Genomic DNA, 23,780 nt, shown 5'->3' on the forward strand with positions numbered 1-23,780 from the left:
TCTTTACCGGCCGGTTGCCGGCCAGGGCCGATGAGCGCGCCGCCGCGCCTGCGACTGCGAAGGATCCGCCGTCTTGCCCTGTACGCGTCCGCCATCACTCTGGTGGCGGTGGCGTTGCTGGTCGGTACCTTCAGCCAGCTGCTGCCGCTGGCTGAGCGCCACCCGGAACAGATTGCCGCCTGGTTGACCGCACGTGCCGGCCAACCGGTGCGCTTCGATGACCTGAAAGCGCAGTGGACGCGGCGTGGTCCGCTGTTGCAGCTTGACGGCCTGCGTATCGGGGCCGGCGATGGCCTGCGCGTAGGCCAGGCCGAAGTGCAGGTGGCGATGTACGCCGGCCTGCTGCCAGGGCGTTCGTTGACCGAACTGCGCCTGCGGGGGCTGGCGCTGACCCTGCAGCGTGCCGACGATGGACGCTGGAGCGTGCGCGGCCTGCCGAGCCGGCCGGGCAGTGATCCGCTGGAGTCGCTGCGGCGTCTTGGCGAGCTGCAGGTCGAACGCGGCCGCCTGACGGTCGATGCACCGTCACTGGGGCTGCAGGCGACCCTGCCGCGGCTGGACGTGCGGCTGCGGGTCAACGGTGACCGCCTGCGCGTCGGCGTGCGGGCATGGGCCAATGAAGATGCACTGCCGTTGTCGGCGGTGCTGGACGTGGACCGCCGCCTTGGCAATGGCGAGGCCTGGCTGGGCGGGGATCCGGTGGACCTGCAGGCGTGGTCGTCGCTGCTGTCCGGCGCCGGCGTGCAGGTACTACAGGGCCGCGGCGAACTCAACGCGTGGGCCGCCCTGCGTGATTTCCGCCCGGTGATGGTCACCACTGATTCGGACCTGTCCGCGCTGCACCTGTCCGGCGCGCCCACGGCCCACGTGGCGCGGCCGACGCTGGAGGTGGAACGCCTGCAGATGCGCGCGCGCTGGCGTTACAGCGAAGGTGGCTGGCGCGCACAAGCGCCCCTGCTGCGGGTGCGTGCCGATGGCCGCGAACAGGTGCTGGACGGCCTGCTGGTCGGTGCCGGGCAGCACATGGCGCTGGTCGCCGACAACGTGGATGGCAATGTGTTGCTGCGCGGACTGGCACTGACCGATCGGGTCGATGCCGGTCTGCGTGACTGGCTGTACCGCGCCCACCCGCAGGTGCGCGTGCGTTCGCTGCAGGCCCGCGGCGAACGCAACGGTGCGCTGTGGGTGCAGGGCGATCTGGAAACGCTGGCGTTTTCCAGCGTGGACGGCGGGCCGGGACTGGCCGGCGTGGGTGGCCGCTTCCAGGGCGACGCCGAAGGTTTTTCACTGCAGTTGCAGCCGCAGCAGCAACTGCAGTTCGACTGGCCCAAGGGCTTCGGCGTGCGCCATGACGTGCGCCTGGCCGGTGAAGTGGTGGGCTGGCACGACGAAGCCGGTGGCTGGCGCATCGGCACCCCGGCGCTGCGCGTGCAGGGCACCGATTACGCGGCCGACCTGCGCGGCGGGTTGTGGTTCCAGGGCGACGGCACGCGGCCGTGGATGCAGCTGGCGGCGAAGATCGACGATGTGCCGATGACCGCCGCCAAGCGCTTCTGGATCCGTTCGAAGATGAGCGCCAACGCGCGCGATTGGCTGGATACCGCGCTGCAGTCCGGGCGCGTGCGCAACGGCATCGGGCTGGTCACCGGTGATCTGGATGACTGGCCGTTCGACCGCAACAACGGCCGTTTCGAGGCCACCGGGCATATCGAGGACGGCACCATCCGGTTCCAGAAGACCTGGCCGGACATGACCCAGGTGGATGCGGAGATCGCCTTCATCGGCCCGGGCTTCTCGCTCAAGGGCCGCGGCGACCTGGCCGGCGTCAACGTGGATGCGATGGAAGCCGGCATCGAAGATTTCGGCCAGACGCCGCTGTACGTGCGCGCGCAGAGCCGCAGCGAAGCCAGCCGGTTGTTGGCGATGCTGCGGCGCAGCCCGCTGCACGGCCAGTACGGCGACACCCTGGATGCACTCAGCGCCAGCGGTCCGGCCAACGTGGATTTCGACCTGCTGCAGCCGCTGCATCCCGGCCAGCCCGGGCACCTGCAGGGCAGCGTGGCACTGGACGGGGTGAAGCTGTCCGACAAGCGCTATGCGCTGGATTTCGAGGACGTGCGCGGCAGCGCGAAGTACGCCGGTGGCGGCTTCGGTGCCGACAACCTCAGCGTGCGCCACCTCGGCGCGCCGGGTACGTTGAGCCTGCGCGCCGGCGGCTTCGTGCGTGATCCGCAGCTGGCCTTCGAATCGGAGCTGGATGCCAACCTGGACGCCGGCACGCTGCTGGACCGCGCTCCGGAAATGGCGTGGCTGAAGCCCTATATCGAAGGCCGTTCGGACTGGAAAATCGGCGTGGACATGCCCAAGGCGGTGGCTGCGGCGCCGTCTGCGGGCGGCCAGGCAGCGCCGACTCCGCCGGCACGCCTGCACCTGCAGTCCAACCTGGTGGGCACTACGCTGAGCCTGCCGGCGCCCTTGGACAAGCCGGCCGCCGAGGCGCTGGATACCCGCGTGGCGGCGCAGCTGCCGATGGGCGATGGCCGCATCGACGTGGCCTTCGGCGAACGCCTGGCACTGGCTGCGCGCACCCAGCAGGGCCAGACCGGGGTGCAGGTCACGCTGGGCAGCGCGCGGGTGGACCGCGACCCGCCGGCCAGCGGGCTGGCGGTCAATGGCCGCAGCGGCTCGCTGGATGCGCTGGAATGGATATCCCTGGCGCGTGGTTCGGCCGGCGATGGCAAGGACGCTGGCCCCCCCAGCGACCCGATGCCGCTGCGTTCGGTGGATGTGCAGGTGGCCCAGCTGCTGTTGATCGGCGGGGTGTTCGAACAGACCCGCCTGCAGCTGCGGCCGACCGCCCAGCACCTCGACGTACGCCTGGAGGGGCCGTCGCTGGCCGGCCAGCTGCAGGTGCCCAACGCGAGCGGCGGCACCATCAGCGGCACCCTGCAGCGCGTGCACTGGAAATCGCTGCCGGGCCCGGTGCAGCGGCGTCCGCGCGATGGGGCGCCGATCGTGATGCCCGATGGCCAGGTGATGGCCGCGCGCGTGCAGGCCAGCGCCAACGACACCGATCCGGCCGCCATTCCGCCGCTGTCGCTGGATATCGCCGACCTGCAGTTCGGCAAGATCAACCTCGGCCAGGCGGTGGTACGCACCCAGCCGGTCGCCAACGGGCTGCGCGTACAGCAGCTGGATTTCCGTTCGCCGAAACAGGCCATCGACGTGCGTGGCAACTGGCTGGGCAAGGGGCCTGCGGCGCGTACGGACCTCACCGCGCAGGTGCGCAGCGAAGACCTCGGCGACCTGCTGCGTGACCTGGATTATGGCGGCCAGCTGCGCGGCGGGCAGGGCAGCATCGACCTGCAGGCCGGCTGGGCCGGCGGTCCGTCGGACTTCCAGCTGGGCAACCTGCAGGGCAGCATGAAGGTCGATGCACGCAACGGCCAGCTGCTGGAACTGGAGCCCGGTGCGGGGCGCGTGCTGGGCCTGCTGAGCATCACCCAGCTGCCGCGCCGGCTGATGCTGGACTTCCGCGACTTCTTCTCCAAGGGCTTTGCGTTCAACCAGATCGCCGGCACGCTGGCCTTCGCCGATGGATCGGCCACCACCGACAAGGTGATGATCGAAGGGCCGGCCGCCAACATCCGCATCCGCGGCCGGACCGACCTGCGCGCGCAGCAGTTCGACCAGACCATCGACGTCAACCCGCGCTCGGGCAACCTGCTGACGGTGGTGGGTGCAGTGGCCGGCGGCCCGGTGGGCGCGGCATTGGGCGCGGCCACCAATGCGGTGCTGTCCAAGCCGCTGGGCGAAATCGGCGCCAAAACCTACCGCGTCACCGGCCCCTGGAAAGACCCGAAAGTGGAGGTGGTGGAGCGCGATGCGTCCGTACCCCCGCCGCCCAAGCCGACCGCGCGCTGAGCGCGCCGGCTCTCCTCCCAGCATGACGCGGCTTGCCATGGCCGCGTTTCGCCCCCAGATTGAATACCATGACCGATAACGCCCTCACCCTCGCCACCGACCGCCTGTTGCAGCCCGCCGGGCTGGACGCCGGCACCTTGGAAAACACCTTCGGCCACCTGCTGGGCCCGGGCATCGACTTCGGTGACCTGTACTTCCAGCACGCCCGCCGCGAAAGCTGGAGTGTGGAGGACGGCATCGTCAAGGACGGTGCGCATTCCATCGAACAGGGTGTCGGCGTGCGCGCGATTTCCGGTGAGAAGACCGGCTTCGCCTACTCCGATGACATCCACCGCGATGCGCTGTCCAACGCCGCGCAATCGGCCCGCGCGATCTCCCGCGAGGGTGGGGCGCAGACCGGCAAGTCGCTGCTGCGCGGCGATGCGCGCGCGCTGTACCCGGCGCTGGATCCGGTGGACAGCATGGGCAACGAAGCCAAGGTGGAAGTGCTCAAGCGCCTGGACGCCTACCTGCGTGCCGCCGACCCGCGCGTGAAGCAGGTGATGGTGAGCCTGTCCGGCGGCGTGGACACCATCCTGATCGCCCGCAGCGACGGCGTGCTGGGTGCGGACATCCGCCCGCTGGTGCGCTTGAACGTGCAGGTGATCGTGGAGCACAACGGCCGTCGCGAATCGGGTTATTCCGGTGGTGGTGGTCGCTATGACTACACCGAACTGTTCGCCAGCGGCCGTCCGGAAGCCTTCGCCCGCGAAGCGCTGCGGCAGGCGCTGGTGAACCTGGACGCGGTACCCGCACCGGCCGGTGTGATGCCGGTGGTGCTCGGCCCGGGCTGGCCGGGCGTGCTGCTGCACGAAGCGGTCGGCCATGGCCTGGAAGGCGACTTCAACCGCAAGGGCACCAGCGTATATGCCGGTCGCCTGGGCGAGCGGGTGGCCTCGCCGGGGGTGACCATCGTCGATGACGGCACGCTGGAAGGCCTGCGCGGCTCGCTCAACATCGATGACGAAGGCCAGCGCACCCAGTGCACGACCCTGATCGAAGACGGCATCCTGGTCGGCTACATGCAGGACTCACTCAACGCGCGCCTGATGGGCATGGCGCCGACCGGCAACGGTCGCCGTGAGTCGTTCGCCCACCTGACCATGCCGCGCATGACCAACACCTACATGCGCGCCGGCGAGCATGACCCACAGGAAATGATCCGCTCGGTGAAGAAGGGCCTGTACGCGGTGAACTTCGGTGGCGGCCAGGTCGACATCACCAGCGGCAAATACGTGTTTTCGGCCACCGAGGCCTACCTGATCGAAGACGGCCGCATCACCGCGCCGGTGAAGGGCGCCACGATCATCGGCAACGGGCCGGAAACCATGCAAAAGGTGCGCATGATCGGCAATGACCTGGCGCTGGACCAGGGCGTCGGCATCTGCGGCAAGGATGGCCAGAGCGTACCGGTCGGCGTGGGCCAGCCGTCGCTGCTGATCGATGGACTCACCGTAGGTGGCACCCAGGCGTGATGCCAGCGGTGCCCCTGCCCGGTGGCGCCGCGCGCTTCCCGGCGGTATCCCGGCCCGGTAGCGCCGAGCCATGCTCGGCGGCTTTCCCGGCAGTGCAGGCAGGTAGCGCCGAGCCATGCTCGGCGGCTTTCGCGGCAGTGCAGGCCTCAGTCCTGGCTGTCGTCCGCGTCGTCTTCCACCGCTTCGGCGTCTTCGCCGCTGTCGGCCACGATCAGCCCCAGCGCGGCCGGCAGCATCAGCGTACGCAGCACCTGGAAGATTTCCCGGTAGGCGCGCGGCGGCTTGTTCTTGGCTTTCTCGGCCTGGGCGTTGCGCACCAGCGTGCGCAGCTCCTGGCGATCGGCCTGCGGGTATTCGTCCAGCAGCTTGGACAACGCGGCGTCGCCATCGCTCATCAGCTTTTCGCGCCAGTCTTCGGCCCGGTGCATCATCGCCACTTCGCGGCGGCCGGTATCGCTGTTGGCGTCCAGCGCTTCGCGGATGGCATCCAGCGTGGACTCTTCCTCGCGCCGCATGTGCTTGGCCAGGAATGCCAGCTGCCGCTTGTGCGCGATGTGGGCGGTGATCCGCTTGCATTCGGCGATGTGCGGGAGCAGGTCTTCCGGCACCGGCAGGCGGGCAAGCTGTGCAGGAGTCAGCGAAACCAGCTTTTCGCCCAGCGCAAGCACGTCCAGCGCTTCGTTGCGCTTCTGTTTGCGGCTTTTATCGTGGAATTCACCGGTTTCTTCGTCGCGTCCGCGCATCGTCTTTCCTACTTTCGTAAATACGTCGCCCGGCGCAGTGCCGGGCCCAACCTGTACAGGATAAAGCATTGAACGTCATCGCCCCTGAAGCGGCCGCTGCCGCTGGCACCGAGGCCCGGCTGGAACAGCTGGCCGATATCTCCCAGCAGCTGCTGGACCACGCCCGCCGGCTGGGCGCCAGCCAGGCTGAAGTGTCCTGCAGCGAGGACCGCGGGTTGGACGTGAACGTGCGCCTGGGCGAGGTGGAGACGGTTGAATCCACCGCCGACCGGGGGATCGCGGTCACCGTCTACTTCGGCAAGCGCAAGGGCAGTGCCAGCACCGCCGACCTGCAGCCATCCAGCCTGGTGGCCACGGTGGAGCAGGCCTGCGCGATCGCCCGGCATACCGAAGACGATGCCGCCGCCGGGCTGGCCGACGCCGAGCTGATGGCCCGCGAATTCCCGGAACTGGACAGCTGGCACCCATGGGCGCTGCAGGCCGACCAGGCCATCGACCTGGCGCTGGCCTGTGAGGCGGCCGGCCGCGACAGCGATGCGCGCATCAGCAACACCGATGGCGCCTCGGCATCGACCGGGCAGAGCCTGTCGGTGTATGCCAACTCGCACGGCTTCTTCGGCCGCGAGCGCGGCACTCACCATTCAATCAGCGTGGCGCTGATTGCCGGCCACGGCGACGGCATGCAGCGCGATGGCTGGTACACCAGCGCGCTGGCGCGGGAGGATCTGGAGGACCCGGCCGCAGTGGGACGCAGGGCCGCCGAGCGCACCATCGCCCGGCTGCAGCCGCGTTCGATGGCCACCAGCAGCATGCCGGTGCTGTTCGCCCCGGAAGTGGCGCGCAGCCTGGTCGGCCACCTGCTGTCGGCGATTTCGGGCGGCGCGCTGTACCGCCAGTCCAGCTTCCTGCTGGACAGCCTGGGCACTTCCCTGTTCCCGGCATGGATGCAGATCGACGAGCTGCCGCACCTGCGTCGTGGCCGCCGCTCGGCCGCCTTCGATGGCGACGGCGTGGCGACCCGGACCTCGGCGATCGTGCGCGATGGCGTGCTGCAGCGCTACATCCTGGGCAGTTATTCGGCGCGCAAGCTGGGCCTGCAGACCACCGCCAACGCCGGTGGCGTGCACAACCTGCAGGTGGCCGCCAGCGCACCGGGGCTGGACCTGCATGCCATCGCCCGGCAGATGGGCAACGGCCTGCTGGTGACCGAGCTGATGGGGCAGGGCGTCAACGGCGTGACCGGCGATTACTCGCGTGGTGCCGGCGGCTTCCGCGTGGAGAACGGGGAAATCCTGTACCCGGTGGACGGCATTACCATCGCCGGCAATCTGCGCGACATGTTCCAGTCCATCGAGGCGATCGGCAGCGACGTGGACGTGCGTTCGCATATCGCCATCGGCTCGCTGTTGATCGGCAAAATGACGGTGGCCGGTAACGACTGACGTCGTTATTGGCGTACTCTTGCCGGGCTGCGACGGCCCACGGGGAGTGGGTCGCGCCGACCCTATACCTTAAAAGGAGTTTTCCGTGAGCGAATTCGACAACGTCACCGCCCCGCCGCCGCCGCCGTCCAGCGTGGAGCCGGCCCCGGCCGACCAGCGCACCATGGCACTGGCCGCGCACCTGCTGGGCATCTTCACCTGGTTCATCGGCGCGCTGGTGATCTGGCTGATCAACAAGGACGACGCCAGCAAGGCGTTCGTCACCGACCAGGCCAAGGAAGCGCTGAACTTCCAGATCACCATCGCCATCGCCATGGCGATCTGCGTGGTGCTGATGATCGTTTTCATCGGCGCCCTGCTGATGCCGGTGGTCGGCGTGTTGAACGTGGTGTTCTGCATCATCGCCGCAGTGAAGTCCAACAACGGCGAAGCCTACCGCTACCCGTTCACCCTGCGCCTGATCAAGTAATCACGGTGGGTGACGACCGTTGGTCGTCACGCTCTGCACAAAATGCCCGGCCATGCCGGGCATTTTTTTTAGCAATGTAGCGCTGCGCGCTCGCCGAGCATGGCTCGGCGCTACCCGGTTCCCGGATCGGATCGCGGAGTATCAGCCTGCGCTCGGCGGCACCGGCGTGTTGAGCAGCTGCTGTTCCCACAGGTAGGCGATTCCGCTGCCGGTGGCGTGCTGCTTCAGCACTTCGGTCAGTTCGGCTGCGTGCTCGGTACGTGCCCAGTCGCGCTGCCATTCGGCGGCCAGTGCCATCCAGGTCATCATGTTGGCGCCGGCCGCGATCATGCGTTGGATCGCCACCTGGTGGGCCTCGACCGAAACCGCGCCGGAGGCATCGGTGATCACGGTGACATCCCAGCCTTCGCCCAGCGCCTGGATCACCGGCATCGCCACGCAGATTTCGGTCCACAGGCCAGCGATGATCAGCTGCTTGCGGCCGGTGGCCTTTACCGCATCGACCACCTTCGGGTCTTCCCAGGTATTGATGAAGGTGCGGTCGATGACCTCCTGGCCGGGGAAAACATCGGTGATGTGCGGGAAGATCAGTCCACCGCGGTCGGCGATGACGCTGGTCAGGATGGTCGGCACCTTGAAAGCCTTGGCTGCCTTGGCCAGCGCGGTCGCGTTGTTCACCACGGCATGCGGGTCGTGGCTGTTGAGGTTCGCCAGCTGGTAGGGCTGGTGGTCGATGAGGACCAGCACGGAATCTTCAGGGCGGAGCAGCGAGGAAAGGCCGTTGCGGAAGGTCATGGAGTGATCCTGTTGTCGAGGGGTGTGCAGCGAACCCGAACCTTGTCATCCCCCCGTCCGGGGCGGTAGAACCCTTTACTGCCAAGCTGTGTCGCACAATGAGGAACGCGGGACGGGCCCGGCGTGTGTCAGGCTGGCGAGTGGATCCGGGAGGTCACGGTGGATATCGAAGAACTGCGCACGTTCGTGGAAGTGGCCAACGCAGGTGGCGTTTCGCCTGCCGCGCGCCGGTTGAATGTGTCCAAGTCGATCGTCAGCCGGCGGCTGGCCCGGCTGGAGGCGGAGCTGGGGGTGCAGCTGCTGGCGCGCACCACGCGCGGTGCGGCGCTGACCGAAGCCGGCGCGACGTTCCGAGATCACGCCGCCAAGGCCTGCGCGGAGATCGATGCGGCGCGCGATGCGATCCTGCCCAGCGGTGATCTGCGCGGGCGCCTGCGGGTTGCCGCTCCGCTGACTTTCGGACCGACCCACTTCGCTTCAGTGTTCGCCGAGATGGCGCGGCGCCATCCACAACTGCATGTGCACGCGTCCTACAGCGACCGCTTCGCGGACCTGGTGGCGGAGGGTTTCGACTGCGCGATCCGCGTGGGTTACCTGCCCGATTCCAACCTGGTCGCCCGCTGCGTGGGGCCACTGTACGGGAAGCTTGTCGCTAGTCCAGCGTATGTGGCGGCGCATGGCGCGCCGGAAACGCCGGACGAACTGTTGGCCCACGAGGCGTTGATGCAGGGCACCGAAGCCTGGCAGTTCAGCGATGGCGATGCCGTGGTGACCGTGCACCCGCGTGGGCGCTTCAAGGCCGACAACGGTACCGCGCTGATTGCCGCGGCGGTGGCGGGACTGGGCATCGCCTGGCTGCCCGATGGACTCACCCAGCCGTACCTGGACGCCGGCACGCTGGTGCCGGTGATGCCGCGTTATCCGCCGCCGACAGCGGGAATCTATGTGATCCGTCCGCCGGGCCCGCACCCTTCGCTGAAGGTGCGGGCGCTGACCGAACTGCTGATCTCGTGCTTCGACGAGGGGCCGCGGGAAGCGGCGTTTCGCCGCTAGCTGCTGCGCCAGCCGCGGGTCAGGATGAAATCGAGCACGCCGATGACCAGCAGCGACAGCCCCATCAGCGGGAACAGGATGCCGCCGATGCACAGCAGCGCGAACACGATGGCGACCGTGCGTTTCGCGTGCGGCAGGGGAGGGATGCCGATGCCACCGGCGGGACGGCGTTTCCACCACATCACCGCGCCGCTCACGCACAGCAGGAAGATTGCCGCGCAGGCCATCAGCAGCACCAGCCGGTTGAAGGTGCCGTATTGCTGGCCGAGGTGCACGTTGATGCCCCATTCCAGTCCACGGCCCAGCGCGCCATAGTCGGCGTAGCCCATGTCCAGCAGGATGCGGCCACTGTACTGGTCCATGTGCACCACGCGTTGCAGGCTGACCTGCTCGGGATAGACCGATGCGGAGTACACCCCCATCGCGCCACGCGGCAGTGCCACGCTGTAACCGCGTGCCATGCCCAGCCCGTTGAAGCGCTCCAGCGCGGCATCGATGCCGATGGCCCCGGGCTGCGGCGAAAGATCTCCGGGCACCATGCCGCCGTGGCCTTCATGGCCCTCGTGCGCCTGCTGCGGTGGCGGCGCGGCGTGCCGTGCAGGGGCGTGGTGCGAGGTCGGCAGCCTTGCCTGCTCCATCGACCAGCTGGGGACGGTGGTATCGGCCAGGCGCTGGTCGGACATCGGCACGTCCACCCGCATGCCCGCCGGGTAACCAGAATTGTGGCCGTTTGCCCAGACGTTGACCTGCTTGCCCCAGACCAGTGACCACGGCATGCCGGTCAGGGCCAGGAACAGCAGCACCGCACCCACCCAGACGCCGGTCACCGCATGCAGGTCACGCCAGAACAGGCGCTGTGCAGGTCGCCCGCGCACGCGGGTGAGGCCGCCACGCTGCCCGCGCGGCCACCACAGGAAAACCCCGGTGATCACCAGCAGGATCGCCCAACCCGCGGCGATTTCGATCAACGCGCTGGCCCGGTTTCCGATCAGATCCAGGCTGTGCAGCCGGCGTACCACGCCGGAGAACGTGCCCTTGTCCGGCAGCGAGCCCAGCACGCGCGCGGTGCCGGGGGCGACGTAGTACACATCGCGCGCTCCATCGGCCTGCTGCACGCCGATTTCCACGCTGCCATCGGCGCGCTCGGGCAGGGTGTAACGGAACGTTCTTCCTGCTGCGATGGCTTCAACGGCGGCGATCTGGGCACTCGCTGATGTGGGCATGCCGTGCGCGGGTTCCACCACTTTCAGATCGTGGTGGATCCAGCGGTCGATCGGTTTCTGGTACAGATACGCCACGCCGGTCACCGCCAGCCATGCGATGAACGGCAGCACGAACAGGCCCGCATAGAAGTGCCACCGCCACACCGCGCGATGGAAGCGCCAGCGATCAGTCGGCCGTGGAGAAGGCGTGGTCTGCATGTCAGATATCCCGTGTCCAGCTCAGGTAGAGCGCGCGTCCATCACCGGGTGAATAACCGGAGGATCCGCTGTCATACCAGGCATACACATAGAAGTGGTCGGTCGCGTTCTTCAGCTGCAGGGCCACGCGGTTACGCTCATCCGCATGGTAGGTCGCGCTCAGGTTGACCAGCACGTAGCCGCCATGACGGCCCAGCGCATTGGTGCGTTCCACGAAGTAATCGCCTTGCCCGTTGCCCCATGCGCTGAAGCTCCAGTCCGCACGCGGCGCGTACTCCACGCCGGCACTGGCCAGCCAGTTCGGCACGTTCTCGATCTGCCGGCCACGGGTCTGCGGCGCGCTGGGGTCGGCCACGGTGATGACCGCTTTCTGGCGCGAATACGAGCCCCAAGCCCGCCACTGGTCGTTGGGCTGCCAGCTCAACTGGGCATCCCAGCCGCGCCGCAGCGTCCGGCCGACATTGCCGACCTCATTGGCACCGATCGCGCCGTTGACGCCCAGGATGGTGGCCACTTCATCCGATGCGCGCTGCTCCCAGTACGCCACGCGGGTCTGCAGCCCCGGCAGCGGCGTCCACTTGAGCCCACTCTCCCAGCCTTCATTGCGTGAGGGCAGCACGTTGTTGGCCTGGATACGGTAGGCACCGTTGCCACTGCCGATCTGGAACGTGCGGCCCCAGTTGGCGTATGCCACGGTGCGGGCGCCCAGATCGTAGGACACACTCAACTTCGGCTGTTTGATCAGCCCGTAGTTGTAGGCCGGCGCATGGCTGCCATCGGCGCGGTTGTGGAACCCGCCGTCGATGTGGTCCACCCGGTAGGCCGGTACGATCTTGAGGGCTTCAACCGGCTTGACCACGGCCTGCACATACGCGCCCTGGGTATCCAGGTTGAAGCGCCAGTCACGCAGGGTGGTCTGGCGCTCGCGCGCCACGGTGCGGTAACGGGCGGCGAGATTGTCCTGCCACTGCGCGTCCACGCCGGCATCCAGCACCAGTTCGGCCAACGCCGTGGAAGGTCGCCAGGTGGTGTTGAGGATCACCCCGCGGTGCGTCTCGTCATTGAAGCGCTCCTGCTGTGCGCCGCCGGCGGTGAAGGTCACCCAGCGCTGGTTGCGGTAGTCATTCTGGTAGGCCTTGGCATTCCAGCTCCAGCCGTTGCCCAGCTGGCCATCGGCATGCAGTGCGGTCTGCACGGTCTGGCGTTCACTGCGGTCATCGCGGGCGTAATACGGGGATTGCGTTGGATTGGCCTGCACTTCGGCGTAGCTCAGGTAGCCGGCTTCCAGTGCGGTGTTCTTGTAGTAGCGGGTGCTCAGCCCCGCACGCCATTGGCCTTCTTCGTTGGTGTAGAACCACTTGCCGGCGAAGCTGCGCTGGTTGGATTCGGCATGGTCGCGCTCACCATCGGAGCCGCGCCAGCCGACGAAATAGTTCTGCGCCCACGCGCCCTTTTCGAATCCTTTGGCGATCTGGACATCGCGGGTGCCGAAGCTGCCGACGGTGAGGCTGGCCTGCCCGTCGTTGCCGCCTTGGCGGGTCAGCACATTCACATCGCCGGCGATGGCATGCAGGCCATAGCGGGCATCGTTGGTGCCGCGGACGATTTCCAGTGCGCTGATATCCTGCGGGAACACCGCATCCAGGTACGGCATGCCGCCGGCATTGTCATTGCTGGGAATGCCGTCGATCAGCAGCTTGACCGCGTTGATGCGGCCTTCGCCGTTGAAGCCGCGGAAGGAGAAGCGACCGGCATCGGTGCCCATCTTGAACTGGGTCACCTGCACGCCGGGGGCGTTCATCAGCAGCTCCCAGCTGTGGTCGACTTTCTGCTGCTGCAGCAGGTCACCGCCGATGACATCCACCGAGGTGAACATCAGGCGCGCCGGCAGCTCCCGGTGCACCGTCGCGCGGGCCTGTACGGTGCCCAGCGTCAATGCGGTTCCATCCTGCGCGATTGCCGGCGTAGGCACGGTGGTCGCGCACGCCAGTGCCGCCAGGATCGCCGTTGGCAGCGGGTGCTTTGATTGAAGTTTTTTCATTGTCCACAACATCGAAATGCCGCGACCGGGTGCGGTCGAGACAGGCAGAAGATCCGGTGCGTCAGCCCGGTGGAAGAGGAATATAGGATTCAGTCACGCGTCGAAACGCAGCGTGCAGCCGCAGGCTGGGGAACTGAATCAGCAGACGATGGCGGGCGGACCGCGGGCGCCCAGCGTGCCCAGCGCAGGAGCGGGCCGGGTCGGGTGACGTGCCGTGATCGTGCAGAAGGCCGTGGGCCAGACGGTGAGCAACAACAGCAACGCCACCAGCAGGCTGATCATGCGCGCGGCGATCAGGCAGTAGTCGCACTCCATGCCCATCTCATGCTTGGCGTGGGGATCGGCGGAAGAGGGTGCTACGGATTCGCTCGACGCCGCGTGGGACGGCGCTTGCGGCGCCGTCATGTCGTGATGCATGGCGTGATGCATATCGTGCGCGCTGGCCGTGTGCGGGTTCGCGGCAGCGTCCATGGGCCCCGGGACAGCGATCGGCGCGGGTTGCTCCGCCAGCGCCCGGCTGATCAGCGGCGCCACCATCACCAAGGCCATGGCCAGGCATGCCCAAGCGTGGAGCCAGCGGTGGAAGAGGGGCGAGCGCACGTCCCGGATTCTAGGGGAAGCCGGCGGGATCAGGGCGTGAGGCAGCCGTTCAACTGCCCGCTGCGACGCTTTGTCACACCTCGGCCAAGGGTCACCCGTGCCGGGATGCTGCCAATTGGGCCGCTGTTGAATATAGTGAGGCCGGGGGCGCCCTGCGCAGGGGGATGGATCGCAAGGCCCGCGCCGAGACCCGTGGTTCGAACCGCTGACAGAAAGGATGCATCGTGAGCCCGGAAACCATCCTTGCAGGCGTCGCCGCCACAGTCGTCATTCTGGGGCTGATCGGATCGTTCTGGCCCAAGCGCAAGCCACCGCACATGGTGTTCAAATGTGGGCGTTGTAACACCGCCAGCCGACACAGCAATCGCACCATCGAGGCATGGCGTCGTGGAAAGACACGGTTCTTCTGTCCGCCCTGCCACCTGAAATGGCTGCAGTCGCAGCCCCGGCGTGAGCACGATACGTATGCCGGCCATGGACGCAGCGGCGGTTCGGGGTGCCTGGGCGTCTTTGTGGTGCTGGGCTTTCTGCCCGCCGGTGGCATGCTGGCGTGGGCCTTCGTATGAACAGGAAAAGCGCGTGAACGCAGTGGTCATTCCACTCCGCCGTTGGTTTCCACCACGAAACACGCGCCGGATGAGCCAGTGGCCGGCTCAAGCCTGATCGTCCACCCATGCGACAGGCAGATTTCCAGGCAGATGGACAGGCCCAGTCCCGCGCCGCGACTGTCGCGCGCAGTGCCGCGCCAGAAGCGTTTGAACAGGTGTGCGCGATCCGCTTCGGCGACGCCGCATCCCCGGTCGCACACGCTGAAGCCATCCGGCTGAAGTGCGATGGTGATGGTGCTGCCTGCCGGCGAATGATGCAGTGCGTTCTCCAGCAGGTTCTTGACCAGCACGAACACGGCCGAAGCGTCGGCTTCCACGACAGGGGTGGGCATGCTGCCCGGCAGCACCACCACGTGCACCGCGTGCTGCGCTGACAGCCGCGCCAGGTAGTCCACCGCGTCGGTGACCACTGCGCCCAGCTGGATGGGGGCGAAGGTGTAGTTGTGGCCCTCGCTGACTTCGGCCAGGTGCAGAAGTTGATGCACCTGGCGCGCCATCTGTTCGGTATCACGCAACAGCAGCGGTGTGTTGGGCGCGCCGCTGAGTTCGATCTCGGCCTGCAGCAGGGCAAGCGGGGTCTTCAGCTCGTGGGCGGCAGCGGCGAGGAAGTCCTGCTGCACGCGGAAGCCTTGTTGCAGGCGTTCCAATGCGGCGTTGAACGCCTCGATCAACGGCACCACTTCGGATGGCAGCCCGTCGCTGCGCAGGCGGGCGCCCAGGTTGCGTGGACCGACCCGCGCCGCCACGCGTGAGGCCTGCCGCAGCGGCCGCAGCATGCGGTTGACGGTGAGGGTGATCACCAGCGCGAAGGTCAGCAGGGCGAGGATGACCACCGCCGCGCCGGCACGAAGGTACAGCTTGTCTGCGTGGTTTTTCAGGGTGATCACCAACCGGTCGCTGCGTGCGATGTTTGCCACGTAAGCGCGTCCGGCATGGTCGATCCGGGCGCGGATCACCTGCAGCGTGATGTCGCCGCGGGGGTTGGCAACGGTCATCCGCGTTGCGCCGGCAGGCAAGGCCATCAATGCGTCCAGCGCCGGACTGGCACGGCTGCTGGCGACCGTGCGGCCCTGGGCGTCGGTGATCCAGTAGGCCGCGTCGCGGGGCATGGCGTCGTAAACGTTGCCGGCCTGTGGCGGCAGCACAACGTGCAGCTTGCCAGCGGCATCCAGCCGAAGGCCTGCGCGCACCTCATCGACTTCTTCCAGCAGCTCCTCGCGCACCGCGTCCTCCGGCGTGCTCGTCCTTACCCAGGCCGTGACCGCGACAGCGGCGGCCGCCGCGGCCAGCATTGCCAGCAGCGTGGCCAGCATCAGGCGTGCGCTGAGGCTACGCGGCAGCATCGGCTGCCCGCAGGGCAAAGCCCAGGTTGCGCACGTTCACCACACCCAGGCCCGATTCGATGGCCGCCAGCTTGCGCCGCAGCCGGTGCAGCGCCACGTCCAACGCATTCGGGGTCACCGCTTCACCGACACCCCACGCGGCCGCCTCCAACGTGCTGCGGCGGACCACCTGCCCACCGGCGTGCACCAGCGAGAGGATGATCTGCAGCTCCGCTGGCGCCAGGCTGATCTGCTCGTCGCCGCAGCGCATGCAGCCTTCGGCAGCCTTCACGTACAGGCCCTGGTGGGACACATCCAGCGCGCGCAGTTCCGATGGCCGGCGCATCAAGGCGCGCACGCGCGCGGTCAGTTCTTCAATGGCAAACGGCTTGGGCAGGTAATCATCGGCCCCGGCATCCAGCCCATCCACGCGATCGTGCAGGCCGTCGCGTGCGGTCAGCATGAGGCAGGGAATGCGGTTGCCGGCCGCCCGCATGCGGCGCACCAGGTCCAGCCCATCGCCATCGGGCAGGCCGCGATCGATCACCGCCGCTGCGTAACCGTTCCTTGCAATCGCATGCCACGCGGTTTCCACGCTGGGGTAGATATCCACTGCGATGCCCGCTGCCCCCAGCCCGCGCTCGACCAGGCTGGCCAGGCGCGGATGGTCTTCGATCAGCGCGATCCGGTTGGGCAGGGCGGCGAGGGGAGGCGGTGGCATGGCAGGCAGGTACCGGGAAGCGGGAGGTCAGAAGCTGCGGGTAATGCCGATCCGGAGGCCCGCCGAGCCGTCCGTATCGGGCTCGCTCAGGGGGCTTTCGGTGATTTCGTCGGGCAGGAACCGGTAGTCCACGCCGCCCATCACGCGCCACTTTTCACCCAGCGGATGCGAGAAGCCGACGCTGATCTGCGGTACCACCGCCGATCCCGGCTGGTAGCGGGCCACGCCGCGCGCGACCTCCTTCTCCAGCGTGCCATGGTAATAGTTGACCAGGCCGTCGGACATCCAGCGAACGCCGACCCCCGGGACGATGGTGGTACGGCCCCAGGTGAGAGCGTACGCATAATCGGCGGCGATTTCGTAGCCGCCGCTGGTATCGGTGACATCGGCCAGTGCGCTCAGCTTGAACTCGCCGGCACGGCTGCTCCAGCTGGCCGCCAACCCCGCATCCAGAGCGTCATCGCGGTCCTCCAGCAGATCCCGATCGACTCCGTTGCGTGCCAGCTCGCGTCGTCCGAGATCCTTGATGTCGAGGCCATCGAAGCGGCCGGCCAACACCGCATCCAGGGTGAATGATTCGCCCTTCACCAGGTGCACGCCACCACTCACCCCGCGCCAGAAGATCCGCTCGCCTTCGAAGGTGATCAGCGGCAACGGCCGCACGCGGGTGCCTTCGCCGGCATACGGGCTCTGCCTGGCCGCGGCAGCCACGCCGATCGACCAGCGGTCGTTGTCGACCTTGGCCAGCAGGTCGCCGGTGCTGGAGGAGTTCTGCGCGAGGGCCAACGCCGGCAGCAGGAAGGGAACGGACACGACGTACTTGAGCATCGGAAGGACTTCGCTGGGGAGAGTGCGGCGAGTCTTGCGGGGGCTGACTTACAGGCGACTTACCGGGGGTACCTGGGTGGTGGATGGTTCAGGCAGCGGCGCACGCAAACGGTAGCGCCGAGCCATGCTCGGCGAGCACGGCGGCAACAGCATGACGGCCAGCGGCCGTCACTACCGGGTCGGGCCTTGCGGCGGCCAACCTAACACTGTTAGATTCGCCCCCTAACACCGTTAGGTAGAATCGTTTTGCGCCAACCGATTGCCCGCGAACAGATCGTCGGGGCGGCCTTCCGGATACTCGACGAGGCCGGCCTGGAGGGCCTCACCCTGCGCAAGGTCGCCTGCTCGCTGGGGATCCGTGCGCCGTCGCTGTACTGGCATTTCAAGAGCAAGCAGGCGCTGATCGATGCCATGGCCGACGCGATGATCGCCGACGTGGCGCAGGCCATCCCGGACGGCCAATCCTGGCGCCAGACCCTGCTGCAGATCGCACGCGAGTTCCGCGTCGCGTTCAAGGCGCGGCGTGATGGCGCGCGGGTGTATGCCGGGACCTTCCTGGCCACCGAGAACGTGCTGCGCGTGGGCGAGGCCAGCATCGCCGCACTGGTGGGCGCCGGTGCATCGGCCTGCTTTGCCGCCACCACGGCGATGGACCTTGTGTACTACACGATGGGGTATGTCATCGAAGAACAGTCCTGGCCGGGCGACGGCAGCATGGAAGCGCTGGGCGAGGCGTTCATGGCGCTGGCCGAGCAGCGTTTCCCGCATTGCTGGGAAGCGCGAGAGGTCTGGCGCGAAGTCGATTTCGATACCCGTTTTGAACAGGGCCTGGGGCTGATGCTGGACGGCATCGAACTGCGGCTTGGCCGCAGCCCCTGACTCCCGCATTCCTTTTGAACCTGATGCCTCCACACGGAAAGCTACTCATGCGTGCACCCTTCTTGATCCTGCTGGTTTGCCTGCTCGCCGGCTGCGGTGGCAAGGACGAAGCGGCCGATGAAACCGCCGCCGACAGCTCCGCGCTTCCAGTATCGCTGGCCCCCGCGCAGCAGCAGGCGATGGCGCGCACGGTGCTGGTGTCCGGGCCGGTCACCGCCTACGAGGAAATGCAGCTTGGCGTGGAAATCAGCGGCCAGCGGGTCACCGCGCTGCCAGTTGACGTGGGCCAGTGGGTGAAGAAAGGCCAGGTGCTGCTGCAGCTGGACCATCGCACGCTGGACAGCGAACTGGCACAGGCCGATGCCTCGCTGCGGCAGGCGCAGGCTTCGCAGGAACTGGCACGGATGAACTACGAGCGCAGCGCCAAGCTGGCCGCCCAGCAGTTGATCAGCGCCAGCAGCCTGGATGAGCTGCGCGCCAACCGCATCAATGCTGAAGCGCAGACCGCCACCGCTCGCGCCGCGCGCGATGCAGCCAAGCTGCGGCGTGACTTCGCCGACCTGCGCGCACCGGCGGATGGCTTGATCTCCAAGCGGCTGGTGCAGCCCGGCCAGGTGGTATCGGCCGGCACCGAGCTGCTGCGCCTGATCCGCGATGGTCGCCTGGAATGGCGCGCCGAACTGCCGGAAAACCAGCTGGCCGACGTCGCCGTGGGCAATACCATCGAACTGCGCTACGCAGGCCAGGTGGTTACCGGCAACATCCGCGCGGTCACTCCTGGCGTGGATGCACAGACCCGGACCGGCACCCTGTACGCCGACCTGCCCACGCCCGGTCCGCTCAAGCCCGGCGTCTACGTGGAAGGCCGCATCGTCACCGGTGATGGGCAGGCGCTGACGATCCCGACAGCAGCGATCGTGCAGCGTGATGGCCACAACTACGTGTTCACCGTTACCGACAAGCATCAGGCCAGCCGCCATCGCGTCAGCACCGGCCAGGCCGTGCAGGGCCGTACCGCCATCCTGGAAGGCCTGAAGGCCGGCGACCAGGTGGTAGTGGACGGCGCGGGCTTCCTGGGTGAGGGCGACCGCGTGCGCGTGGTCACCACGCCGAAGGCCAGCGATGCGAAGGCGGCTGCGCAATGAATTTTTCCGCCTGGGCGATCAAGCGCCCGCTGCCCGCGCTGCTGATCTTCTTCGTGCTGTGCGTGGCTGGACTCTGGGGCTTCTACCAGCTACCGGTAGCGCGCTTCCCGGACATCGCCTTCCCGATGACCACCGTGACGGTGACCCAGCCTGGCGCCTCGCCGAGCCAGCTGGAAGCAGAGGTCACGCGCAAGGTCGAAGACTCCGTCGCCACCGTCAACAACGTAAAGCGCGTGATGTCCTCGGTCAGCGAGGGCGTCAGCACCACCACCATCGAGTTCCAGCTGGAAGCTGACCTCGCCACGGCGCTGGACGACACACGTGATGCGGTCACCCGCATCCGCACCGACCTGCCGCAGGACATCCAGGAGCCGGTCATTTCCAAGGTCGATATCGGCGGCTCGCTGATGACCTATGCGCTGGTTGCGCCGCACATGAGCAGCGACGAAGCCAGCTGGTTCGTCGACCGCGATATCGCGCGCGCCATGTACGGCGTACCCGGCGTGGCCCAGGTCACCCGGGTGGGCGGCGTGGAGCGCCAGGTACGCGTGGACCTGGACCCCAACGCGCTGATCGCCATGGGCATCACCGCCGGCGATGTATCCCAGCAGCTGGCGCGCATCCAGGTGGAGCGCGCGGGCGGCAAGGCCGAGATAGAAGGCGCCCAGCAGACCATCCGCACGCTGGGTACGGTAGGCGATGCGCAGGCACTGCGTGACTACTCCATCGCGCTGCCGGATGGCCGCGCGGTGCGTCTTTCCACGCTGGCCACGGTGACCGACGCGGCCGCCGACCCGACCGAAGCAGCGCTGCTGGACGGCAAGCAGGTCGTGGCGTTTTCGATGTCGCGTACGCGCGGCTCCAGCGAGGTCAAGGTGGAAGCCGGCGTGCATGCCGCGCTGGACAAGATCAAGGCGGACCATCCCGGCATTGATTTCCGGCTGGTCACCACCGCCATCGACGAAACCCACCGCTCCTACGATTCGTCGATGACGATGCTGTGGGAGGGGGCGCTGCTGGCCCTGCTGGTGGTGTGGCTGTTCCTGCGCGACTGGCGTGCCACCTGGGTGGCCGCGCTGGCGTTGCCGTTGTCGATCATTCCGACCTTTGCGGTGATGTACTTCTTCGGCTTCACGCTGAACATGATCACCCTGCTGGCGTTGTCGGTGGTGGTCGGCATCCTGGTCGACGATGCCATCGTGGAAATCGAGAACATCGTGCGCCACCTGCGCATGGGCAAGCCGCCACTGGAAGCCGCGCGCGAAGCCGCCGGTGAGATCGGCAATGCGGTCATCGCCACCTCGCTGACGCTGGCGGCAGTGTTCGTCCCGGTGGCGTTCATGCCCGGCATCGCCGGCAAGTTCTTCCGTGAGTTCGGCTGGACAGCCGCAACCGCGGTGCTGTTCTCGCTGCTGGTGGCGCGCCTTCTCACCCCGATGATGGCCGCCTACCTGCTCAAGCCACACGGCGAAGAGAAACCGGATTCGCGCCTGATGGTCTGGTACCTGGGCTGGGTGGATGCAGCGCTGCGCCACCGTGGCCGCACGCTGTGGCTGGCCACCGGCCTGTTTGTCGCCTCGTTGGGGCTGGTGCCGTTCATCCCGGCCACCTTCATCCCGCAGTCCGACCTGGGCCGCAGCAACCTCAACCTGGAACTGCCGCCCGGCACGCGCCTGCAGGACACCGTGGCGGTGGCCGAACGTGCCCGCGCGCTGCTCAAGGACATGCCGGAACTGAAGCAGGTCTACACCGCCGTGGGCAGCGTGCTGGACCTGGGTGACCCCGGCGCCACCGGCGTGGGCGAGCCGCGCAAGGCGACGCTGGTGCTGGACTGGGGACCGGCCGATGACCGCGACCGTGACCAGCGCGCACTCGAACGTGAGGCCCGGCACAAGCTGGCCAACCTGCCCGGCGTGCGCGTGAGCTACGTGAGTTCCGAACCGGGCAACCTGCTGCAGTTGGTGCTGTCCGGTGATGATCCGCAACGCCTGCAGGAGGCCTCCACCGCGCTGGAGCGCGACCTGCGCGGCATCCAGGGACTGGGCAGCGTGAGCTCCACCGCCTCGCTGCTGCGGCCGGAAGTGCAGATCGTTCCGGACTCGGCGCGCGCCGCCGATCTGGGCGTGGCAACGGCCGACATCGCCGAAGCCGCCCGCATCGCCACCGCAGGCGACTACGAACAGCGCCTGGCCAAGCTCAACCTGCCGGACCGCCAAGTGCCGATCCGCGTGGGCTTCGCCGAAGCGACGCTGGCCAACCCGGCGTTGATCAGCCAGTTGCGCGTGCCCGGGCGTGATGGCCCAGTGCCGCTGGCGGCGGTGGCCGATATCCAGCAGGGCAGTGGCCCGTCGCAGATCTCGCGTTACCAGCGCCAGCGCAATGTCACCCTCACCGCCGAACTCAACGGCCGTCCGCTGGGCGAGGTGATGGCTGAAGTGCAGGCATTGCCCGGGGTGAAGCAGTTGCCGCCGGGCGTGAGCTTCCTCAACACCGGCGATGCCGAAGTGTTCGTGGAGCTTTTCATCGGCTTCATGCTGGCCATGGCGGCGGGCCTGGTCTGCATCTACATGGTGCTGTTGCTGCTGTTCAACCATGCGCTGATGCCGGTCACCATCCTGGCGGCGGTGCCGCTGTGCGCCGGTGGTGCGTTCGGTGCGCTGTTGATCACCCAGAACATGCTGTCGCTGCCGGCGTTGATCGGCCTGCTGATGCTGATCGGCATCGCCACCAAGAACTCGATCCTGCTGGTGGACTACGCGGTGATCGCCGAGGACGAGCACGGCATGAGCCAGCACGATGCTCTGGTGGATGCCTGCCGCAAGCGTGCACAGCCGATCATCATGACCACGCTTGCGATGGGTGCGGGCATGATGCCCATCGCGCTGGGATTTGCGGGTGACTCCAGCTTCCGCGCGCCGATGGCGATCGCGGTGATCGGTGGCTTGATCACCTCCACGCTGCTCAGCCTGATCGTGATCCCGGCCGCATTCACGGTGGTGGATGATCTGGGCGAGTGGATGTCACGCAGGTTCCGGCGGAAGTCCTCGCATCCTGCCACCTAGCCCGGTAGCGCCGAGCCATGGTCGGCGGCATCCGTCACCATCCGGCCGCGGGAACCGTCACCGGGCTGCCGCGGCTTGCTCTGCATCTGTTGCGGTGTCTGCAGCAGCGTCCGGGTAGTCGCACGCAGCACCAGCGTGGACGGTACGCTTACGCGGCTGGCAGGCGGGTCATTGCCCAGCATTTCCACGCACTGGCGGCCCAGCAGGGTCATGTCCTGGACAAAGGTGGTAAGGCGGTTCTGCTGCCATGCCGCCATGGGAATGTCATCGCAGCCGATGACCTGGATGTCCTCGGGCACGCGCAACCCGGGCACGGTCCTGATGGCGTCCAGTGCGCCGATGGCCACCAGGTCGTTCACGCAGAACAGCCCGTCGGGCCGAGCCCCGGATGCCAGCAGCTGCACCATTGCGGCGTAACCTTCTTCATAGGTGAATCCGGCCACAGCACGCTGCGGTGTGGGCAGTCCGCGGGCGACAACGCGCTTGCTGAAGCCGCTTTCGCGTTCGCGCTGTGATGGGTTATCGCGCCCGGCCAGGTACGCCAGCTGCGTGCAGCCCCTGTCCACCAGCGCGTCCGCAGCATCCCGGCCGATGGTCCGGTTCGAGGTGGATACCACCCTTAGCGTGCCGAACTGCCGGGAGTTAACCGCCACCACCGGAATGCCAAGCTGATCGAGCCGGGCGGCGACCTTGGCCGAACGCACCGCCAGTGCGCTGATGGCGCCATCGATCCGGTAGCGCGACAGGTCGTCGACGCGATCCCCCAGGTTCTCGTCGCTGCCGGCATCGACCAGTACCGCTTCCAGCCGACGTTCCTTCAGGGCGGTGGTGATGCCGTGGAGAATCCCTGCGTATACCGGATTGTAGAAGCCGCCCATGACTACCGCGACCAGGCCTGAGCGGCCTGTCTGCAGGATCGCGGGCAGCGCGTTGGGGCGGTACTTGAGCTGGTCCGCGGCGGCCAGGACTTTCTCCCGCACCGGCAGGGACACGGACGCCCCGGGCGTGAAGACCCGGGAGACCGTGGACTGGGAAACGCCGGCCAACCGTGCCACGGACCAGGAAGAGACCTGCGGTCGCCGTTTTCCGTTCGATGTCGAGCCTGCAGGACACATGGATGCACCGTTTGATGATTCGGTTTTCACTTTCGCGGGCGTAGTCTTGCATAGCTATGCAAACAAAGTTTCATCCCCCGAAGCGGCCCGCTGCGCCA

Annotated in this window: 17 protein-coding genes and 1 pseudogene; 9 read left to right on the forward strand and 9 right to left on the reverse strand. The window is 67.5% G+C overall.

Annotated features, from left to right (window positions below; all coding sequences use genetic code 11):
• The first annotated feature begins 30 nt into the window (after positions 1-30).
• A pseudogene (locus IFT63_RS03195) lies at positions 31-3,950 on the forward strand (YhdP family protein).
• Positions 3,951-3,992: 42 nt separating this feature from the next.
• Positions 3,993-5,438, forward strand: a complete 1,446-nt coding sequence (gene tldD / locus IFT63_RS03200) for a metalloprotease TldD (RefSeq protein WP_042612246.1) — start codon at positions 3,993-3,995, stop codon at positions 5,436-5,438.
• Positions 5,439-5,584: 146 nt separating this feature from the next.
• On the opposite strand, the gene yjgA is transcribed toward tldD, so the two are convergent.
• Entirely contained in the window at positions 5,585-6,181 is a 597-nt protein-coding gene (gene yjgA, locus IFT63_RS03205; RefSeq protein WP_042612247.1) for a ribosome biogenesis factor YjgA, read from the reverse strand.
• 68 nt (positions 6,182-6,249) lie between these two features.
• Between yjgA and pmbA the strand changes: the two genes are divergently transcribed.
• Both pmbA and IFT63_RS03215 read left to right on the forward strand, forming a co-directional pair.
• Entirely contained in the window at positions 6,250-7,623 is a 1,374-nt protein-coding gene (pmbA, locus tag IFT63_RS03210; protein ID WP_042612248.1) for a metalloprotease PmbA, read from the forward strand.
• A gap of 85 nt (positions 7,624-7,708) precedes the next feature.
• Complete coding sequence (locus tag IFT63_RS03215) at positions 7,709-8,092, forward strand: DUF4870 domain-containing protein (protein WP_042612249.1); 384 nt, start codon at positions 7,709-7,711, stop codon at positions 8,090-8,092.
• 141 nt (positions 8,093-8,233) lie between these two features.
• Here the strand turns inward: IFT63_RS03215 and IFT63_RS03220 are convergent, their stop codons facing one another.
• The gene (locus IFT63_RS03220) at positions 8,234-8,887 is read right to left on the reverse strand and encodes an isochorismatase family protein (protein WP_042612250.1); all 654 of its coding nucleotides are present in this window, start codon (positions 8,885-8,887) and stop codon (positions 8,234-8,236) included.
• 159 nt (positions 8,888-9,046) lie between these two features.
• Between IFT63_RS03220 and IFT63_RS03225 the strand changes: the two genes are divergently transcribed.
• Complete coding sequence (locus IFT63_RS03225; RefSeq protein WP_192083229.1) at positions 9,047-9,940, forward strand: LysR substrate-binding domain-containing protein; 894 nt, start codon at positions 9,047-9,049, stop codon at positions 9,938-9,940.
• Here the strand turns inward: IFT63_RS03225 and IFT63_RS03230 are convergent.
• From IFT63_RS03230 to IFT63_RS03240, 3 genes are all read right to left on the reverse strand, one after another.
• Positions 9,937-11,361 carry a PepSY domain-containing protein gene (locus tag IFT63_RS03230; RefSeq protein ID WP_192083230.1) on the reverse strand — a complete coding sequence of 475 codons (1,425 nt, stop codon included), beginning with the start codon at positions 11,359-11,361 and terminating at the stop codon, positions 9,937-9,939. The genes IFT63_RS03225 and IFT63_RS03230 overlap by 4 nt on opposite strands.
• Before the next feature lies 1 nt (position 11,362).
• Positions 11,363-13,402: a TonB-dependent receptor gene (locus IFT63_RS03235; protein WP_192083231.1), complete on the reverse strand. Its 2,040-nt coding sequence runs from the start codon at positions 13,400-13,402 to the stop codon at positions 11,363-11,365.
• 138 nt (positions 13,403-13,540) lie between these two features.
• Positions 13,541-13,951, reverse strand: a complete 411-nt coding sequence (locus tag IFT63_RS03240) for a hypothetical protein (protein ID WP_192083232.1) — start codon at positions 13,949-13,951, stop codon at positions 13,541-13,543.
• 275 nt (positions 13,952-14,226) lie between these two features.
• Between IFT63_RS03240 and IFT63_RS03245 the strand changes: the two genes are divergently transcribed.
• The gene (locus tag IFT63_RS03245) at positions 14,227-14,568 is read left to right on the forward strand and encodes a hypothetical protein (RefSeq protein ID WP_042612254.1); all 342 of its coding nucleotides are present in this window, start codon (positions 14,227-14,229) and stop codon (positions 14,566-14,568) included.
• 26 nt (positions 14,569-14,594) lie between these two features.
• On the opposite strand, the gene IFT63_RS03250 is transcribed toward IFT63_RS03245, so the two are convergent.
• From IFT63_RS03250 to IFT63_RS03260, 3 genes are read right to left on the reverse strand one after another with little or no spacing between them, the layout of a single operon-like run.
• Positions 14,595-15,953, reverse strand: a complete 1,359-nt coding sequence (locus tag IFT63_RS03250) for a HAMP domain-containing sensor histidine kinase (protein ID WP_192083233.1) — start codon at positions 15,951-15,953, stop codon at positions 14,595-14,597.
• Complete coding sequence (locus IFT63_RS03255) at positions 15,940-16,653, reverse strand: response regulator transcription factor (RefSeq protein WP_042612255.1); 714 nt, start codon at positions 16,651-16,653, stop codon at positions 15,940-15,942. Before IFT63_RS03255 ends, IFT63_RS03250 begins: the two co-directional genes overlap by 14 nt.
• A 27-nt stretch (positions 16,654-16,680) precedes the next feature.
• Positions 16,681-17,481 carry a MipA/OmpV family protein gene (locus IFT63_RS03260; protein ID WP_042612256.1) on the reverse strand — a complete coding sequence of 267 codons (801 nt, stop codon included), beginning with the start codon at positions 17,479-17,481 and terminating at the stop codon, positions 16,681-16,683.
• 246 nt (positions 17,482-17,727) lie between these two features.
• On the opposite strand from IFT63_RS03260, the gene IFT63_RS03265 reads away from it, so the two are divergent.
• Genes IFT63_RS03265 through IFT63_RS03275 form a run of 3 tightly spaced genes read left to right on the forward strand, consistent with a single transcriptional unit; the run spans position 17,728 to position 22,567 of the window.
• Positions 17,728-18,360, forward strand: coding sequence for a TetR/AcrR family transcriptional regulator C-terminal domain-containing protein (locus IFT63_RS03265; protein ID WP_042612257.1), 633 nt, complete (start codon positions 17,728-17,730; stop codon positions 18,358-18,360).
• Between the two features lie 47 nt (positions 18,361-18,407).
• Positions 18,408-19,505, forward strand: coding sequence for an efflux RND transporter periplasmic adaptor subunit (locus IFT63_RS03270; RefSeq protein ID WP_042612258.1), 1,098 nt, complete (start codon positions 18,408-18,410; stop codon positions 19,503-19,505).
• Positions 19,502-22,567, forward strand: coding sequence for an efflux RND transporter permease subunit (locus tag IFT63_RS03275; protein WP_192083234.1), 3,066 nt, complete (start codon positions 19,502-19,504; stop codon positions 22,565-22,567). Before IFT63_RS03270 ends, IFT63_RS03275 begins: the two co-directional genes overlap by 4 nt.
• Here the strand turns inward: IFT63_RS03275 and IFT63_RS03280 are convergent.
• On the reverse strand, positions 22,564-23,682 hold the full coding sequence (locus tag IFT63_RS03280) for a LacI family DNA-binding transcriptional regulator (protein ID WP_249404326.1): 1,119 nt from the start codon (positions 23,680-23,682) through the stop codon (positions 22,564-22,566). The two genes, IFT63_RS03275 and IFT63_RS03280, sit on opposite strands and share 4 nt — an antisense overlap.
• Between the last annotated feature and the right edge of the window lie 98 nt (positions 23,683-23,780).

The organism is Stenotrophomonas sp. CFBP 13724 (assembly GCF_014841975.1).
GTDB classification, from domain to species: Bacteria; Pseudomonadota; Gammaproteobacteria; order Xanthomonadales; family Xanthomonadaceae; genus Stenotrophomonas; species Stenotrophomonas lacuserhaii.